The organism is Bradyrhizobium sp. DN3 (assembly GCF_041357655.1).
GTDB lineage: Bacteria > Pseudomonadota > Alphaproteobacteria > Rhizobiales > Xanthobacteraceae > Bradyrhizobium.
The window spans coordinates 1-16105 of sequence record NZ_JAULLN010000047.1; the positions used below are offsets into that span (position 1 = coordinate 1).

Annotated in this window: 17 protein-coding genes; 5 read left to right on the top strand and 12 right to left on the bottom strand. The window is 61.9% G+C overall.

Going from position 1 to position 16105, the window contains the following annotated elements; genetic code table 11:
* Positions 1–99: 99 nt before the first annotated feature.
* Positions 100–522 carry a hypothetical protein gene (locus AAE027_RS37220; protein ID WP_370990998.1) on the bottom strand — a complete coding sequence of 141 codons (423 nt, stop codon included), beginning with the start codon at positions 520–522 and terminating at the stop codon, positions 100–102.
* Positions 523–706: 184 nt separating this feature from the next.
* Between AAE027_RS37220 and AAE027_RS37225 the strand changes: the two genes are divergently transcribed.
* Entirely contained in the window at positions 707–916 is a 210-nt protein-coding gene (locus AAE027_RS37225; RefSeq protein WP_063707793.1) for a hypothetical protein, read from the top strand.
* Between the two features lie 119 nt (positions 917–1035).
* On the opposite strand, the gene AAE027_RS37230 is transcribed toward AAE027_RS37225, so the two are convergent.
* From AAE027_RS37230 to AAE027_RS37255, 6 genes are all read right to left on the bottom strand, one after another.
* On the bottom strand, positions 1036–1218 hold the full coding sequence (locus AAE027_RS37230; protein ID WP_091896915.1) for a hypothetical protein: 183 nt from the start codon (positions 1216–1218) through the stop codon (positions 1036–1038).
* A gap of 10 nt (positions 1219–1228) precedes the next feature.
* Positions 1229–1654: a hypothetical protein gene (locus AAE027_RS37235; RefSeq protein ID WP_091896918.1), complete on the bottom strand. Its 426-nt coding sequence runs from the start codon at positions 1652–1654 to the stop codon at positions 1229–1231.
* A gap of 147 nt (positions 1655–1801) precedes the next feature.
* The gene (locus tag AAE027_RS37240; RefSeq protein WP_370990997.1) at positions 1802–2488 is read right to left on the bottom strand and encodes a Crp/Fnr family transcriptional regulator; all 687 of its coding nucleotides are present in this window, start codon (positions 2486–2488) and stop codon (positions 1802–1804) included.
* A 336-nt stretch (positions 2489–2824) separates the two neighbouring features.
* Positions 2825–3508, bottom strand: a complete 684-nt coding sequence (gene plsY / locus AAE027_RS37245) for a glycerol-3-phosphate 1-O-acyltransferase PlsY (RefSeq protein ID WP_091896923.1) — start codon at positions 3506–3508, stop codon at positions 2825–2827.
* A gap of 243 nt (positions 3509–3751) precedes the next feature.
* Positions 3752–4720 carry an ABC transporter substrate-binding protein gene (locus tag AAE027_RS37250; protein WP_370990996.1) on the bottom strand — a complete coding sequence of 323 codons (969 nt, stop codon included), beginning with the start codon at positions 4718–4720 and terminating at the stop codon, positions 3752–3754.
* A 145-nt stretch (positions 4721–4865) separates the two neighbouring features.
* Positions 4866–5273 (bottom strand): cupin domain-containing protein, encoded by a 408-nt coding sequence (locus tag AAE027_RS37255; protein WP_128936947.1) that lies wholly within the window; start codon positions 5271–5273, stop codon positions 4866–4868.
* A 750-nt stretch (positions 5274–6023) separates the two neighbouring features.
* Here AAE027_RS37255 and AAE027_RS37260 point away from each other — a divergent pair.
* The gene (locus tag AAE027_RS37260; RefSeq protein WP_370990995.1) at positions 6024–6527 is read left to right on the top strand and encodes an SgcJ/EcaC family oxidoreductase; all 504 of its coding nucleotides are present in this window, start codon (positions 6024–6026) and stop codon (positions 6525–6527) included.
* A gap of 455 nt (positions 6528–6982) precedes the next feature.
* On the opposite strand, the gene lepA is transcribed toward AAE027_RS37260, so the two are convergent.
* The gene (gene lepA, locus AAE027_RS37265; protein ID WP_370990994.1) at positions 6983–8794 is read right to left on the bottom strand and encodes a translation elongation factor 4; all 1812 of its coding nucleotides are present in this window, start codon (positions 8792–8794) and stop codon (positions 6983–6985) included.
* A gap of 132 nt (positions 8795–8926) precedes the next feature.
* Between lepA and AAE027_RS37270 the strand changes: the two genes are divergently transcribed.
* From AAE027_RS37270 to AAE027_RS37280, 3 genes are all read left to right on the top strand, one after another.
* Entirely contained in the window at positions 8927–10282 is a 1356-nt protein-coding gene (locus AAE027_RS37270; protein WP_370990999.1) for a caspase family protein, read from the top strand.
* Positions 10279–11049: a M15 family metallopeptidase gene (locus tag AAE027_RS37275; protein WP_370990993.1), complete on the top strand. Its 771-nt coding sequence runs from the start codon at positions 10279–10281 to the stop codon at positions 11047–11049. The genes AAE027_RS37270 and AAE027_RS37275 overlap by 4 nt, the downstream gene beginning before the upstream one ends.
* 89 nt (positions 11050–11138) lie before the next feature.
* Positions 11139–12764, top strand: a complete 1626-nt coding sequence (locus tag AAE027_RS37280) for a glycosyltransferase family 39 protein (RefSeq protein WP_370990992.1) — start codon at positions 11139–11141, stop codon at positions 12762–12764.
* Between the two features lie 174 nt (positions 12765–12938).
* Here the strand turns inward: AAE027_RS37280 and AAE027_RS37285 are convergent, their stop codons facing one another.
* From AAE027_RS37285 to AAE027_RS37300, 4 genes are all read right to left on the bottom strand, one after another.
* Positions 12939–13256, bottom strand: coding sequence for an HPr family phosphocarrier protein (locus AAE027_RS37285; RefSeq protein WP_091884753.1), 318 nt, complete (start codon positions 13254–13256; stop codon positions 12939–12941).
* Entirely contained in the window at positions 13253–13654 is a 402-nt protein-coding gene (locus AAE027_RS37290; RefSeq protein WP_007597752.1) for a PTS sugar transporter subunit IIA, read from the bottom strand. Before AAE027_RS37290 ends, AAE027_RS37285 begins: the two co-directional genes overlap by 4 nt.
* A gap of 133 nt (positions 13655–13787) precedes the next feature.
* Positions 13788–14312, bottom strand: coding sequence for an HPr kinase/phosphorylase (locus AAE027_RS37295; RefSeq protein WP_091884756.1), 525 nt, complete (start codon positions 14310–14312; stop codon positions 13788–13790).
* Complete coding sequence (locus AAE027_RS37300) at positions 14309–16105, bottom strand: stimulus-sensing domain-containing protein (RefSeq protein ID WP_370990991.1); 1797 nt, start codon at positions 16103–16105, stop codon at positions 14309–14311. The genes AAE027_RS37295 and AAE027_RS37300 overlap by 4 nt, the downstream gene beginning before the upstream one ends.

Below are 16105 nucleotides of genomic sequence, written 5' to 3' on the forward strand. Positions count from 1 at the left end.
GAATCACTGATATCTCTGCGTCGCAACAGCCGTCTTTTTCAACAGAATCGGCCATGAGCCGACATCGCTCCAATCAAGCGGCGATACTTGTCAGGCTCCTTAGCGGCCGTAGGGGAAGCAGCGGTTGCGATCGAGTGTGAGACCGAAATGCGCTCCCAGTGCAGCGATGGCCGCCTCCTGCTGAGGATAAGGATCGGCATTGGATGCGGCAACGATGATGATCCGGAACCCGCCGCGATCCTTGCCACCGGGTGGCAGCATCGCTGTCGTCAGTGCATTGCCCTCCCTGTCGCGCAGCGTGAGGAAAAGCGGCATCTCTCGCTGTATATGGGCCTCGAGGCCGATGTCGCGCTCGATCGCGTTGGGCCGCTCGGGACGCCAGGACTGGACTGCCTTCTCCCGCTCGCGGCGGAAATATTTCTCAACGGTGTGACCCATCAGGCGCGACTCATGCATCGCTTCACCTTCCGTCTCGATACGGAACCAGGTCTTGCCCTTCGGCGCGTCGCAAACATACTGCATTTCGCCCGTCCTGCGATCGCCGCAATTCTAGGGCGGCGGGCCTGCAAAGCCAATATGAGACTTGCTCCCGTGTATAGCGCCGCACGATCAGAGGGGCTAAGAGTTCTTGATTGGACGTTGAAGTTTTAGTGAGCCCAAACAATACTAGGTCGACCGGAATAAATCCTCTTCAAGGAGCGTCCCGATGCCTGACGTAAGGGAAAAGCAACGCGAAGCCCGCCGGAAGATCATTCGCCAATGGGCGAAGCTTCCGAAGGATAAACGGCAGTCTATGGAGGGGATTTCTGAATTCGCCAGGACCGCCGCTCAGCAGAACGAGAACGCATTCGTCCGCAGTCGTCGCGATCCGTATCAGAAGATCATGGGATGGCTATTGCCGCGTGCTCATCTCTGAACGACTGGGTCCTCTGCACATCCTATGCCCCGTTAGCGACCGGGATCGCGCGGCAGTGCAATGTCGCGAAGGGCCAACAGGTGACGTTCGAAATGAAAAAGGCCGCCAACCGAGGCGGCTTACTTTTGCACCTCCAGCTCTGCCAGGATTTTCGTGAGCGTCTCAAGCAAGCGCAAGGCGCGGGTCGCTGGGCGACCTTCGCACAGCGCTTCGCTCACCTCTTCAATTTCGCAATCGATACGGGCCCGAACTCGCGAGATCAGCTCGGCGCGGCGCTCCGGGTTGTCGATTAGAATGAGCATGGCTTCGCTATCATACAGGCGGGAGCGTGGCGGCAGCGCTTTGCGCTGCATCATCGGCGTCAAGGATCGCGACCTTGCGACCGAGTTGCCATATCTCGATGCCGTGGCGGTTGATCAAGCGCCGTGCGGCCTTGACAGCGGCTTCATCACTGGCCGCCTCAATCACCCGCGCCTCGCAGATGTGACCATCCTCGCCGATAATAAATGCTCGGTATCCGACCATATTGAATTGCTGCTCCGCGCTAGGTTGGCGGCCGCAATTCCTTGGGCGAAGCCAGTCGTTGACGCGGGAAGCGGTCTCGGCTTGGCGCGCACGACGCAAAAGTCCTTCGCGTTCAACGCCGGGCGGAGTGGCTTGGGCCCGCTGGCGCAGACGTTCTGCCTGTTCGAGCAGCCGCTGTTCGAGGGTGCTGGTTTGTTTGAAACGGCGTCGCATCGGCGCTGCTCCATTTAAGTTGGGGCGGGAGCGCAACCGGCGTTCTCATCACCGATAACTTGCCTTAAGGACGGTGCGGTGATCGAAGAAGTAGATACCCGTTATGTCTGGTTGTCGACGTAAATATTCGCGAGCTCGAAAGAAATGCTAGGAACTATTTCGCTTGAGAAGGCCATAGCACTCGCACGATAAATCTCGCACGAGGCTGCGATCCAGGATCTGAAGTTTTCCCCGCGAATAGGCAATGGCTCCTCGTTTTTGCAGCCTGTTTGCGACATCCGTGACGTATGTGCGGTGCACGCCCAGCATCTCCGACAGTAGCTCCTGTTTCAGTACGAAGTGATCGCTTTCTGCGCGGTCCGCCGTGTGGAGCAACCACCGACAGAAGCGCTGTTCGACGCCATGCAGCGAATTGCAGGCAGCTGTCATCGTGGTTTGGTCAAGCAATATGTCAGCACTCCTGACACACAGCTCCGCCATAGGCGCGCTGTCCGTCACCAAGTTCCGAAACTCCTTCGCTGAAATCTTCAAGGCTTGAACCGGTAGCTGGGCGACGACGCGAATGAGGGACGTGCGCGGCGGCCCAAGGCCCGCACGGGCTCCGATCATGCCTTCCCGGCCGACGACGGAGGTTTCGGCCATTCGACCATCTTTCAGCACGACCAAAAGCGAGAACATGCCCGATAGCGGGAAGTGAATGGCCGTGACTTCCTGCCCCTCCTTTTGAACAACATCGCCTTGGGCATATCCGACGACCGACGACCTCTCCCTTACAGACTCGAGGTCCCGTCGGGGAAGAAGGGCTAAGAGCTTGTTGCGAAGAGGATCATCCACTTGCGCACCTATCGCCCGATCGGTCGGGCCGGTCCGCAGGGGGTAAATCAACGCTCCGAGGGCGCTACCACGGAAGGGGTACGTGACGACAAAGTCGGATGAGGTCGATCCGTTCCTCACAATTCTTACGTTGCCGTGCAGGGGTCCCGGCAATCGTTCGTGCGCTCTGGATACCTAAACGGGAGCCTGGTGGATGATAGTTGAGGTCCGTTTGGGGTCATTCGCGTCGATTTGGCCGCGTCACCACCACGTCCGGTCTGGCCCCGGCTGCTGACGTGCCCGGCGCCATCGCGATCTTCGCCTTCGGGCCACGAGCGGCCCCAAATAGGTCCTTTGCTAAACCTGCGCTTCCGCTTTCGCATCCCGGCCATTTCGACCCAGACGCGGCTCCGTTCCCGCCAAAAGCCTTTGAACGTTGGCGCGATGGCGGATGATCACGTAAAAGCCGCCTCCGATAACCAGCAACCGATACGGCAATGGGTGCTCGACCGCGCAGACGAGAACGATTGCCGTCAACGCCGCGAGCATCGAGCTCAAGGAAACGATCCGGGTCATAGCCAGCACAACGCCAAAGACGGCTGCAGCCCCCAATCCCACGGGCCACGACATCGCCAGCAACACACCGAGCCCGGTCGCAGCAGACTTGCCGCCGGTGAAGTTCAGCCAGATCGATCGGCTATGTCCCAACAGCACGGCAATTCCAGCCAGACAAACAGCCCATGGCACCCAGATTTGCAGATCAGACGCTGTCGGCGGCGGGGATAGTTCTGCATAAAGCCAAGGACAGAACCAACGCGCGGCGATGATGGCACTCACGCCCTTCAGCACATCGCCCACGAGCACGAACAAGGCAGGCCATTTACCGAGGGTCCGCAAGACATTCGTTGCCCCGGTGGACTTGGAGCCATGATCTCGAATGTCGATGCCCCTGAGCAGTTTCCCCGCCAGATAGCCCGTGGGGACTGACCCGAGGAGATAGGCGATCACCAACCCAACCGCGCCCGCTGTCCAAAAAGCCATTGGTTTTATGTCCAGTTTCCCGAACGCTGTTTTATCTCCGACTTCGCGTGACCGCTATGGGTCTTGGCTGCGCGAAAACGCCAAGACGCTTGAAACCCATCAAGCTTCATCTAGATGCTGCGTCCGCCCATTGGGATGATGGGCTTCGCAAGGGGTCAATCCATCCCACGAGATTTGGGTCGAGCCCACCGGTCATCGACTAGCCCATTGCATTGTCCGGTATGGCCCAAGCGGACGTTAGTCTTATTCGATCACCTCGTCCGCAAACGCCAGCAGACCGGGCGGGATTTCGAGGTCCAGCGTCTTTGCGACCTTGAGGTTGATCACGAACTCAAATCTGGTGGGCTGCCAAATCGGCAGGTCGGCCGGCTTGTCCCCCTTCAGAATGCGGCCGACATAGATCCCGCCTTGCCGAAAGGCGTCGGTCAGACTGTTGCCGTAGCTCATCAAGCCGCCGGCGTCAGCAAAATCGCGCCACGGGTACATTGTGGGTATGGCGCTAAGCGCCGCTAGATCAACGACACGACGACGTTCAAGATTGAAGAGGCGGTCGGAGGTTACAAGCAGCGCGTTTGCTCGACGTTCGACCGATGTCGCAAACGCCTGTTCGAGCTCGGGGAGGTTTCGCGCCTCCAGAACAAGCAGTTGCAGTCCCGAGGAAGATGCGGCTGATCGCAGGCCTGTTACATCCGCATTTGGATTGTCCGGATTGACCAGCACCCCCACCAAAGACGCGTGGGGTAGTAGAGCATGCAGCAATTCGAACCGCTTCGGCTCGAGCGCGCTCACCTGGAACGCAACCCCAGTGGCATTACCGGCCGGGCGATTGATGGAGGCAGCCAGGCCCATAGCGACTGGATCGAGGCCCACCACGAACACGATAGGGATTTCCGAGGTCGTCGCTTTGGCGGCCAATGCCCCGCCATTGTCGGCGGTAAAGATCAGAGCGACGCGCTTACGAACCAAGTCGGCTGCGGCGTCTCGTAGTTCTTCATTGGCGTTGGGCCAACGTCCCGCGATGGAAACGTTCTGGCCTTCAACAAATCCCATTTGCTTGAGGCCGCGGCGAAACGCCTCCCCGAACGTCTCCGACCCGGGGCTCGGGCGATTGAGAGAGCCGATCACCGGCATTGCCAATTTCTGTGCCTGAGCGGGCAATGGCAAAGTCATTGCCGCGGCGCCAAAGGCCGTAATGAATTCGCGCCGTTTCATGCGTGTGACCTCGGAAGGCGCTTTGGACCAACTGAAGGCAGAGGTGCCAACGATAGAGGTCCAAGAACGGAAATCGCGTTTTCGAAGCCAAGCCGCAAGCCAACTCGCGGGTTGTTCTTGCAGCCGGTTCGCGATTCGAGAATCTTTACCGCTTCACTGGTTCAGTTACCGGTTTTCCCTTCTCAACCACGAAGACGTTGAATGTTTTTGCGGGAACGCTTCCCTTGTTGTTTGCTTCGTGAACGACGCCGGGTTCATTGTGATAGGATTGTCCCGCCGTATAAGTCTTGGCCTCACTGCCCTCTTTTCGACCGATGACCTCGCCTTCGAGCACGGTCGTGTATTCGTCGCCGGGATGGGTATGGAGGCCGGTGCCAGAGCCGGGCGGCCACTCGACGATCAGGGAGATAACTTCCTTGTCCGATTGCCCCGTCAGCGGCTCCTTCTGCAATGGAGTCACTTTCAGCTTCGGAGGCTCTTGTGCGAGAGCGACAGGATTCACGACGACGATTGTGACCAGCGCAATCGACGCCAAAATGTGAGCGAGCTTCATTGAGATCTCCCCCAGAATAATAAAAAGATAAACGCCTGTTTCAGTATAAGCGCGGCTAGATTATTCGTCGCGGTGCTTATTGCCAAGGCCGTTGGAGACAAGCTTTGTGGCAGCCAGCTCGTAGGATGGGTAGAGCGAAGCGAAACCCATCAAGCTTCATCCTCACAAATCGGATCGAGCTCATCTAGATTCTGCGTCCGCCAATTTGAGCGATGGTTTGGCAAAAGCTCAACCCATCCTATCTGGCCAGCTGTTCAAACAGTGCGTGGACGAGGAATGCTACTATTGGAAGCACCACGATCCCCGTTAAAAAACGTTGCTTCAGATATTGCCGTTGTTGATCGTCTCTTGGAAAAGTTTCCCAGGTTAGGTGTTCCCAGAAGCTCGTTCGAGGCGATGGCTTGATGCCTCTGATCCAAAGAGAGCCATGAACGATCAGCAAGCTTGTTAGCAGCGTCACCAGAATCGAAAAGCCATTAGACATAGAGCTCTCTTGCCCTCCGCGTCACATGCCGGCACCGCATCGACCAAGACTTGTGAGGAGGTAAGTGTTGATGGACGTCTGCGCCGCCGCCCCACGATGCCATCCTGCCCCTGTTTTGCCCGACGCGTCAACCAGATTTCGTAAAATCAAAAGCCGCAACGGCGGCCAGGCAATTGCTTGCCGTGCATGGGGCCCATGTCCGCGAGGCGTGTTGCCCGGCGAAATGCTCCAACCATGGCCTGTGCCGTCGCGTCTCGGATGCTAGAGTGGCAAGGGATCCGGCCGGATTATTTCGCAACATTCGATTTATCTGGGAGGCGATGATGAAGAATCTGGTGCTCGCGCTGGCCATTTGGTTGGGAGCTTCCGCAGCGACTGCAGTTGCAGGACCGGCAGAAGAAGCCAACGCGGTGATCGACCGATGGTCGGCCACCTACGGCGCGAACGACCGCGATGCGCTGGTTGGCCTGTACGCCTCCGATGCGATCCTGCTCGGAACGACAAGCCCGGTGATTTCCGAAGGCACCGAAGGGATACGAAAATATTTCAAGGACTTGCCGGGCAGCGGTCGCAAGAACACGATCGTCGAGAGGCGGACGATCGTTCTCAGCGAGACGTCGGTCGTGGGGACCGGATTCTATAATTTTGCCCGGGCAGCGGAAAACGATACGCCTCGTCCATCACGCTTCACCATGGTGCTCGCAAAGCGCGACGGTCGATGGATGATCGTCCACCATCATTCGTCACCCCTCTCGGCCATACGCCAATGATTTTCGGAAGAATGAACGACACTGGAGGAGATCGCCAAAGCGGAGGCTGACAGCGAGCCAGCTTTCCTTCGAACTTGTCAGCCTCGCCACCTTGAAGCGGTCAGCCTGCAGGATGGGGCGAGCGACGCGAAAACCCATCACCGCACAATCGGTCGAGCGACCAAGAATTATGAGATACTGCGCCCGCTCCAGAGGGCGATGGGGCTCGCACGAGCTTAACCCGTCCCAGGAGCCGTGGGACGTCACCGTCGAACCGCGGATCTTCCGATCGTCGGGCCCGCGATGTTGCCATCATGCCCCTGTTTTGCCCGACGGGTCAAACGGATTTCGTAAAACCAAAAAAACACAATGCCGCCAAGGGGCGGGCTACTGTGCATGGGGTTGTTTTCGCACTTTTTGTTTGAGCGAAGGCTCGCGCGGCCAGAGGCACGCCGGCGACACCTTGCGCAGTCGCCTCAGCTATCCACCTTCAGCGCGGCAATGAAAGCTTCCTGCGGGATGTCGACCTTGCCGAACTGCCGCATCTTCTTCTTGCCTTCCTTCTGCTTCTCCAGAAGTTTGCGCTTACGGGTGATGTCGCCGCCATAGCATTTTGCGGTGACGTCCTTGCGCAGCGCGCGCACGGTTTCGCGCGCGATCACCTTGCCGCCGATCGCCGCCTGGATCGGGATCTGGAACATGTGCGGCGGGATCAGCTCCTTCATCTTCTCGACCATGGCCCGGCCGCGCCCCTCGGCGCGGGTGCGATGCACCAGCATGGAGAGCGCATCGACCGGCTCGGCATTGACCAGGATCTGCATCTTGACGAGATCGGCCGGCTTGTAATCGGTGAGATGATAGTCGAACGAGGCGTAGCCCTTGGAGACTGACTTCAGGCGGTCGTAGAAATCGAACACGACCTCGTTGAGCGGCAGATCGTATTTCACCATGGCGCGAGAGCCGACGTAAGTCAGCTCCTTCTGCGAGCCGCGGCGGTCCTGGCACAGTTTTAAGACGCTGCCGAGATATTCGTCCGGCGTGAGGATCGTCGCCTCGATCCAGGGCTCGTCGATCTCGGCAATCTTGACCACGTCGGGCATGTCGACGGGATTGTGGATCTCGAGCTCGGTGCCGTCGGTCAGCTTCATCCTGTAGATGACGCTTGGCGCGGTCGCGATCAGGTTGAGGTCGAACTCGCGCGACAACCGCTCCTGGATGATCTCGAGGTGCAACAGGCCGAGAAAGCCGCAGCGGAAGCCGAAGCCGAGTGCGGCCGAGGTCTCCATCTCGAAGGAGAAGCTGGCATCGTTCAGCCGCAGCTTGCCCATCGCGGCGCGCAGCGTCTCGAAGTCGTCGGCATCGACCGGGAACAGGCCGCAGAACACCACCGGGATCGCCGGCTTGAAGCCCGGCAGCATGTCGGCGACCGGCTTCCTGTCGTCGGTGATGGTGTCGCCAACGCGGGTGTCGGCGACCTCCTTGATCGCGGCGGTGATGAAGCCGATCTCGCCGGGGCCGAGCTCGTCGACCTGCTGCATCTTCGGCGTGAAGAAGCCGACGCGCTCGACGTCATAGGCCGCGCCCGTGCCCATCATGCGGACGCGCTGGCCCTTCTTCATGGTGCCGTCGACGATCCGCACCAGCACGACGACGCCGAGATAGACGTCATACCAGCTGTCGACCAGCAGCGCCTTCAAGGTCGCGTCGCGATCGCCCTTCGGCGGCGGCAGGCGGGTGACGATGGCTTCGAGCACGTCGGGGACGCCGAGGCCGGTCTTGGCCGAGATCATCACCGCGTCGGAGGCGTCGATGCCGATGACGTCCTCGATCTGCTGCTTGATCTTCTCGGGCTCGGCGGCGGGCAGGTCGACCTTGTTCAGGACCGGGACGATCTCGTGATTGTTGTCGAGCGCCTGGTAGACGTTGGCGAGCGTCTGCGCTTCGACGCCCTGGCTGGCGTCGACCACCAAGAGGGAACCCTCGCAGGCCGCCAGCGACCGCGAGACCTCGTAGGCGAAGTCGACATGGCCGGGCGTGTCCATCAGGTTGAAGATGTAATCCTTGCCGTCCTTGGCGCGGTAGGCGAGGCGCACCGTCTGCGCCTTGATGGTGATGCCGCGCTCGCGCTCGATGTCCATGGAATCGAGCACCTGCTCCTTGCCCGCCATCTCGCGGTCGGACAGGCCGCCGGTCATCTGGATCAGGCGGTCGGCCAGCGTCGATTTGCCATGGTCGATATGGGCGACGATGGAGAAATTGCGGATGTTGGAAATGGGGACGGTCGTCATGGGCGCGGGATACCACTCACGCCGCGGTGCGGCAACCATTCCCTTACCCTCCTGCGCCGGCATGGGGCTCCCGCCGTCGATTTCAGTGGCGGCCTCTGCTATTTTCCCGCCTTTCTGTCATGGAAGCGGGCCATGTATTGGAAGATTCTTTCTGCCTTGTTGTTTGCCGCATGTTTCACCTTCCCGGCCGCCGCTGAAAAGCGTGTCGCCCTCGTCATCGGCAACTCCGCTTACCGGAGCGTGCCGCGGCTGGAGAACCCCGCGAACGACGCGCAGCTGGTGGCCGATACGTTGCAGCGGCTCGGCTTCGCGCTGGTCGGCGGGGGTGCCCAGGTCGAGCTGGACAAGGCGGGCTTCGACAACGCGGTCCAGCGCTTCGGCAACCAATTGATCGGCGCCGACGTCGCCTTGTTTTACTACGCCGGGCACGGCATCCAGGTTCGCGGGACGAACTATCTCGTGCCGATCACGGCGAATCCAACGCGCGAGACCGACGTGGATTTCCAGATGGTCGATGCCGCACTGGTGCTTCGCCAGATGGATGGAGCAGGAACCAAGCTGAACATCGTCATCCTCGATGCTTGCAGGAACAATCCGTTTGGCGGGCGTGGGCTGCGTGGCTCCGACGGCGGCCTGGCGCAGATCCGGGCTCCGGAGGGAACGCTGCTCTCCTACGCCACCCAGCCTGGAAACGTCGCGCTCGACGGCGCCGACGGGCATAGTCCCTACACGCGGGCGCTGGTCGAAACGATGCAGCGACCCGGGCTCGACGTGCTGCAGACGTTCAATCAGGTGGGGCTCATCGTCAAGCGTGCGACCGGCAGCGCCCAGCAGCCCTGGGTTTCCACCTCGCCGATCGACGGCTCATTCTACTTTTCGGGCGCAGCGGCAGGGCAGGTCGCGGCGGTCGACATGCCGGCGACGGTGACGGCGCCCACCTCAAACCTTCCGTCTTCCGCGCCGGTGACGAGGACTCAGTCGGATTTCCTGTTTCCGGATTCCGATAGCCGGCTGCTTGCCGATGCCGATCTGAGGGCGCTGAGCAAGGATGAGCTGCGCCTTGCGCGCAACGAGATCTTTGCACGGCGAGGACGCTACTTCAGCGCGCCCGATCTGACGGCGAGGTTCAGCAAGTTCGCCTGGTACGTCCCCCGGACCTGGGACCCTCAGCTCAGCACCGTCGAGAAGGAAAATGTCGCCTTGATCGAACGCTATGAATCCGGCGGCCCGGCTCAGAGCGGCTTCATCTTTCCCGATTCCGATCGACGCCTGCTCACGTCCGCTGATCTGCGTGGGCTTTCGAACGACGAACTCCGTATCGCGCGCAATGAGATCTTTGCGCGACGCGGACGATATTTCGAAGCGGCAGATCTCAAGGCCCGCTTTCAGCGCTTCTCATGGTATTTGCCCAATACATGGAATCCAAAGCTCAATTCGATCGAGGAGGCGAATGTCGCGCTGCTCGATCAGGCCGCCAAGCGTCGATGACGATGGCGCTGCGGGTAGCACACGTCGTTGGCATTCTCGTGCTTGCCTCTGCCCCGGCCAAGGCCCAGACCAGAGCCGAGCTTCTCGATCGGCTGGTTCGCGCCTATCCCGAGGCTCTGTCCGGTCACGACGGCAAGCAAATTGTCTGGCGCGATGGCACGGCGATGCCGGTCGACGACGGCATCGACGACAAGTCGTTTGATCAGCGCCTGCGCGACGCCTCGATCGTGGATCAGCTCCGTTTGCCCTATCCCGTCGGCGTTTCCGCGCCGCCCGCATTGAACGCCGATCCAGGAAGGTTCCGGAACGAAGCGTTCTTCAGGAAGATGTACGGCGATTGTCACAGTGGAGCGGTTCAGCGGAATCTGGTCACCATCACCTGGCTGCCTCGAACATGGGGGAAGGCGATCCAGGTGACCCGGATCAATGGCGTAGCGGACCGGCTCAAGGAGGTGTCGGCGGAAATCGACAAGCTCGCGCCGGCGCTGAAGGCCGCTGCCTTTCCGATTGCCGGCGTGCTGTCGTGCCGGCCGGTCGCCGATACCGGAAAGATGAGCATGCATGGCTATGCAGCCGCGATCGACCTGAATTTGCGATATTCCGACTATTGGCTGTGGGCGGGCCGGGGCAAGTCCATCCCTTACAAGAACAGGATGCCGCAGGAGATCGTCGACATCTTCGAACGCCACGGGTTCATCTGGGGCGGCAAATGGTATCACTACGACACGATGCACTTTGAATATCGCCCGGAACTGCTGGCCCGGTGATTGCGGATTTTTCGTGCTCGGGGTCCCCGCGTCCTTCATTCACGCCAAGCTGATTTCACTCCAGCGCAAAACGCGCTACGCAACGCTCCATGTCGAGCACGTCACTTCCCTCCGCCAGAGCGCGCACCAAGACCCGGCTCAGTTACAACCGCTTCCGGGCCTGGCTGATCGCCTGCGCGATCCGCCCCGAGGCCCGCCTCTGGCTGGTGATCCAGCTCGCTATCCTGCATGCCGTGCTCTGGACCTTCATCCTGATCAATCTCAAGGCGGCGCAGGACGTTCACATGGACGTCGCGGAAGCCTATGGCTGGGGCCAGAAATTCCTCTGGGGTTATGGCAAGCATCCGCCGCTGTCGGGCTGGGTCGCCGGTCTCTGGTTCAAGCTGTTCCCGGCTGCGGACTGGGCGACCTATGCGCTCGCGATGGCGACCGTCGGTGTCGGCATGGTGATCTGCTGGCTGGTTGCCTTGCGCGTGGTCGACGCGCGGCGTGCGTTCCTGGTCGTGGTGATGATCGCGCTCTACCCGATCTTCAATTTCAAGGGATTCAAGTACAACCCGGATCTGCTCCAGCTCGTCACGCTGCCGCTGCTCGTGCTCGCTTATCTCAACGCCTTCGCGAAGCGGAGCTGGCAATCTGGAGTCTTTCTCGGGCTTGCCGGTGCGCTGGCGCTGATGACCAAATATTGGGTGCTGACCATGATCGGCGCCATTGGCCTTGCCGCGCTGATCCATCCCGAGCGGTTGCGCTTCCTGTCGTCGCCGGCGCCATGGGTTGCGATCGCGACGATGGTGGTGGCGATGATCCCGCACATCGTCTGGCTGGCGGATGCGCATTTCGTGCCGCTGACCTATGCCGGCGACACCTACAGCCTCGAGGACAGCAGCCAGGTGCATCAGCTCGTCGCCGGCTACTTCCTGCATAATTTCGCGCTGCTGGCCCTGCCGGTCGCGCTCGCCGCGCTGGCGATGGCGCTGGTGCCGCCGTGGCTCACGTTGCTCATGCGCGCGCCCTTGCGCATCGTCACGCGAGCCTGGGCACGCGGGACCAATCCGGGTGTCAACCTCTCGCAGGCGCTGAACGTCTGGATCATCCAGATCATCGTCGCGTTCGGCCCGCCGCTCGGCGCGCTGGTGTTCAGCATCTACATGAAGACCGATTGGGGCATCTCGCTGTTCTTCCTGGTGCCCTTGGCGCTGGTCGCGATCCCCGCATTGCGGGTGCAGAGCTCGGTGCTGTTCAACATCGCCGCGATCTGGCTCGTGCTCAGCGCCGCCACGCTCGCCGCCTCGCCCTGGATCGCCGCACGCGAGATGGCGGCCAATGCCGGCAACACGGCGACCTATGGCGCGCGCTCGGAGCTGGCGCGCGAGCTGACGCAGGCCTGGCACGCGCGCTTTGCCTCGCGCTGGGCGGTCGTCGCCGGGACGATGGAGACGATTCAGCCGATGGTGTTCTACAGCCCCGATCACCCCAGCCCGTTCACGCCGAACGAAGCCTGGGCGTCCGGGCTGACCTCGCTCGAGGACGTCCGGACCTACGGCTTCATCGGCGTGTTCGATCCGACCGACGAACGTCTGCCCAAGTTCGAGAAGTGGGTCTCGGAAGTCGCGCCGAACGCCGAGCGCATGGTGATGACGACGCGCCGCTTCACCCACGGCAAGGCCGGTCCGGCGATGAGCTGGAACATCTACATCGTGCCGCCGGGGAAGTGAGCTCTCTTTACCTCTTCCCGCTTGCGGGGAGAGGTCGGATCGCTCTTGCGATCCGGGTGAGGGGGTACAGGTCTCACAACGAACTCATGCGCGGAGGGAGGCCCCTCACCCCAACCCTCTCCCCGTAAGAACGGGGCGAGGGAGCGCAGCACGGCGCCGTGGCGAGAGAAGGGCCTAAACCCCTTCCTCGTTGAACTTGCTCTCGACGAGCTCGGTGATCGCCGTGAGTGCCGCTTCGGCTTCGTCGCCGGCAGCCGCGACCGTGATGGTCGTGCCGGGACCCGCAGCCAGCATCATCAGGCCCATGATCGAGGTGCCGCCGACGGTCTCGCCGCCGCGCGTCACCCACACTTGCGCGTTGAAGCGCTCGACCGCCTGGACGAACTTCGCCGAGGCGCGGGCGTGCAGGCCGCGCTTGTTGATGATCAGAAGCTCTTTGGAGATCGCCCCCGCGGGCACGCCCGTTGCGGCTTGCGGCGCGTCGTCGCTCATTTGCCGGCGAGCACGCGGCTGGCGATGGTGACGTATTTGCGGCCGGCTTCCTGCGCCATCGCGATCGCGTCGGGCAGCGGACGCTCCTCGCGCACCTTGGCGAGCTTCACCAGCATGGGCAGGTTGATGCCCGCGAGCACTTCGACCTTGGGCCGGCTCATGCAGGATATTGCGAGGTTCGACGGCGTGCCGCCGAACATGTCGGTAAGGATCGCGACGCCGTCGCCGGAATCGACGCGGTTAACCGCCTCGATGATGTCGCTTCGGCAGAGATCGGAATCATCTTCGGCACCGATCGTGATCGCTTCGATTTGCTTTTGTGGGCCCATGACATGCTCAAGCGCTGCCTTGAATTCGTCGGCAAGGCGCCCGTGGGTCACAAGTACTAGACCAATCATCGGAAAACTCCTCGCGGGCGCTTTTGGTGCGCCGCACGAACGCGCCACTTTGACCATCCAGAGCCCCTGCGCAAGAGGGGATGTTGCGTATCTCCCTGAATCTAGACGGATGGATGAGGGGAGCTGCGCCGGTCTATTCGGTCGCGATAGTGGGGTTCATATGGTTACCATTTCCCTTCAAACAATCGGCTGAGGGCTTAACGGAAGATGAACTCTTGGTAGTGGTCAAGGCCGCAACAACCAATGGGAGGGGCGAATAGCCGCGGCTAACAGGGATTCGCGGTATTTCGACACCAGAAATGCTGGTTTTCAGCGATTCTGTCGCAGGCAGGCGCTCGGCGTCCGCCGCGTCGAGATCGACCACGAGGCCGACCATCGCATGCTCCACGAAGTCGCAGCGGCGGATTCCCAAGCCCCGGATCTCGATCAGACCAGCCAATACCGGAGCGGGGCGGACTTCAATTTCATGGCCGACTGTCGCCAGATGGACACGGTCATCCCCGACCAGAACGGCCCTTTCGATCAGGCCCGACCGGCCCGCCATGATCAAATCGAAGGCAAGGCGCGACTTGCCGGAGCCCGAGGGACCGCGGATCAGCACGGCAAAATTCCCGACCTTGACGGCGGAGGCGTGCACGCTGGGACCGCCGTCGCTCATAGCGCCGGCAGCCTCACCACGAAGCGCGCGCCCGTGACCGTCGGCGCGCCGTCGGCATCGAGCGGGCCTGCGCGGTTCTCGGCCCAGATGCGCCCGCCATGGGCATCGATGATCTGCTTGGAGATCGACAATCCGAGGCCGGAGTTCTGGCCAAAGCCCTGATGCGGACGGTCGGTGTAGAAGCGCTCGAAGATCCGCTCCAGCGCGTCGTCGCGGATGCCGGGGCCCTCGTCGTCGACCACGATCTCGATCTCGCCGCGCACGCGGCGGCAGGTGAGGCGTACCTTGCTGCCGGCTTCCGAGAACGATTGCGCGTTGGACAGCAGGTTGGAGACGACCTGTCCGAGCCGTGAATCGTGACCGGTCACGGCGAACGTGTCGGTCGGGCCGCGGCCCTCGAAGCGGGTCTCGACCGCGACGTCGTGGCCGAGTTTGGTCTCGTTGGCGACGGACGCAAGCGTCGTCAGCAGGCGGCGCAAATCGACCGGGATCGCATCCTGGCGCTGCAATTCGGCATCGAGGCGGCTGGCGTCCGAGATGTCCGAGATCAGACGGTCGAGCCGCTTGACGTCGTGCTCGATCACCTCGAGCAGGCGTGCGCGGCTGGTCTCGTTGCGCGCCAGCGGCAGCGTCTCGACCGCCGAGCGCAGCGAGGTCAGCGGATTCTTCAGTTCATGGGCGACGTCGGCGGCGAACATCTCGATCGCCTCGATGCGGCTGTAGAGCGCGCTGGTCATGTCGCGCAGCGCGCCGGAGAGGTGGCCGATCTCGTCGCGGCGGCGGGTGAAATCGGGGATCTCGATGCGGGCCTTGATGCGGCGGCGGACGCGCTCGGCGCTGTCGGCGAGCCGGCGCACCGGACCTGCGATCGTGCTGGCAAGCAGCAGCGACAGCATGATCATGACCGTTGCGGCAACACCGCCGACCTTCAGGATGGCGAGGCGCTCGGCGGTGACCATCTGGTCGATGTCGTCGCCCTGGGTCGACAGCATCAAGGCGCCGTGGATGGCACGCGAGCGCAGCACGGGGACCGCGACCGAGACGATCACCTCGCCGCGGGCATTGACCCGCACCATCGAGCGCTTCTGGCCCTGGAGCGCGTCACCCACCTCCGCGTAGCCATTGCCATTCTCGGGCCCGAGCTCGCGGTAGAGCGGCAGGTCGCCGCGGTTCAGCCAGGTCCGCACTGCGACCATGCCGCGCTCGACGATGCCGGGCTTTTCTGCCGGTGGCGGCAGATTGTAGCGCAGCACGTTTTCGAGGTTGCGGCTGTCGACCAGCAGGCTGCCGTTCGGATCGTAGATGCGCGCGCGCGTCTTGGTCGGCGAGATCAGCGTGCGCAGCACCGGCGCCACGCGCTCCGGATTGATCGGGAAGTCCAGCGGCGAATATTCGTCCGAGCCGCCATAGGTCTCGCCCGGCTTCAGATCGAGCAGCCGGTCGGGGTCGATGGTGATGGCATTGGTCTGCACGGTCGCAGAGGCCGCGATGGCGCCGGCGATGATCTCGGCCTGCACCAGGAGACTCTGCGCCCGCGCGTCGATCAGGCCGGCGCGGAATTGCGATAGATACAGGATGCTGGCGACCAGCGCGACGAGGCCGGCGAGGTTGAGCGAGACGATGCGGCGGGTCAGGCTCGAGAAGGACAGCGCGAAGAAGAACTGCCCGGCGCGCTTCAACCAGTTCAGCGGCCGCCAACCCTGCGGCTTGTCTTCGGCAACGTGCTCCGGAACGCCGTGGGATGCGACATCCTCGGCGCTCTGGTTTGGATCAGGCTGCGTTCGGTCAAGCAA

What these genes read in the sequence shown, in the direction of transcription:
- AAE027_RS37220 (WP_370990998.1), bottom strand. Translation starts at nt 522, where the DNA reads ATGCAGTATGTTTGCGACGCGCCGAAGGGCAAGACCTGGTTCCGTATC.
- AAE027_RS37225 (WP_063707793.1), top strand. Translation starts at nt 707, where the DNA reads ATGCCTGACGTAAGGGAAAAGCAACGCGAAGCCCGCCGGAAGATCATT.
- AAE027_RS37230 (WP_091896915.1), bottom strand. Translation starts at nt 1,218, where the DNA reads ATGCTCATTCTAATCGACAACCCGGAGCGCCGCGCCGAGCTGATCTCG.
- AAE027_RS37235 (WP_091896918.1), bottom strand. Translation starts at nt 1,654, where the DNA reads ATGCGACGCCGTTTCAAACAAACCAGCACCCTCGAACAGCGGCTGCTC.
- plsY (WP_091896923.1), bottom strand. Translation starts at nt 3,508, where the DNA reads ATGGCTTTTTGGACAGCGGGCGCGGTTGGGTTGGTGATCGCCTATCTC.
- AAE027_RS37250 (WP_370990996.1), bottom strand. Translation starts at nt 4,720, where the DNA reads ATGAAACGGCGCGAATTCATTACGGCCTTTGGCGCCGCGGCAATGACT.
- AAE027_RS37255 (WP_128936947.1), bottom strand. Translation starts at nt 5,273, where the DNA reads ATGAAGCTCGCTCACATTTTGGCGTCGATTGCGCTGGTCACAATCGTC.
- lepA (WP_370990994.1), bottom strand. Translation starts at nt 8,794, where the DNA reads ATGACGACCGTCCCCATTTCCAACATCCGCAATTTCTCCATCGTCGCC.
- AAE027_RS37270 (WP_370990999.1), top strand. Translation starts at nt 8,927, where the DNA reads ATGTATTGGAAGATTCTTTCTGCCTTGTTGTTTGCCGCATGTTTCACC.
- AAE027_RS37275 (WP_370990993.1), top strand. Translation starts at nt 10,279, where the DNA reads ATGACGATGGCGCTGCGGGTAGCACACGTCGTTGGCATTCTCGTGCTT.
- AAE027_RS37280 (WP_370990992.1), top strand. Translation starts at nt 11,139, where the DNA reads ATGTCGAGCACGTCACTTCCCTCCGCCAGAGCGCGCACCAAGACCCGG.
- AAE027_RS37285 (WP_091884753.1), bottom strand. Translation starts at nt 13,256, where the DNA reads ATGAGCGACGACGCGCCGCAAGCCGCAACGGGCGTGCCCGCGGGGGCG.
- AAE027_RS37290 (WP_007597752.1), bottom strand. Translation starts at nt 13,654, where the DNA reads ATGATTGGTCTAGTACTTGTGACCCACGGGCGCCTTGCCGACGAATTC.
- AAE027_RS37295 (WP_091884756.1), bottom strand. Translation starts at nt 14,312, where the DNA reads ATGAGCGACGGCGGTCCCAGCGTGCACGCCTCCGCCGTCAAGGTCGGG.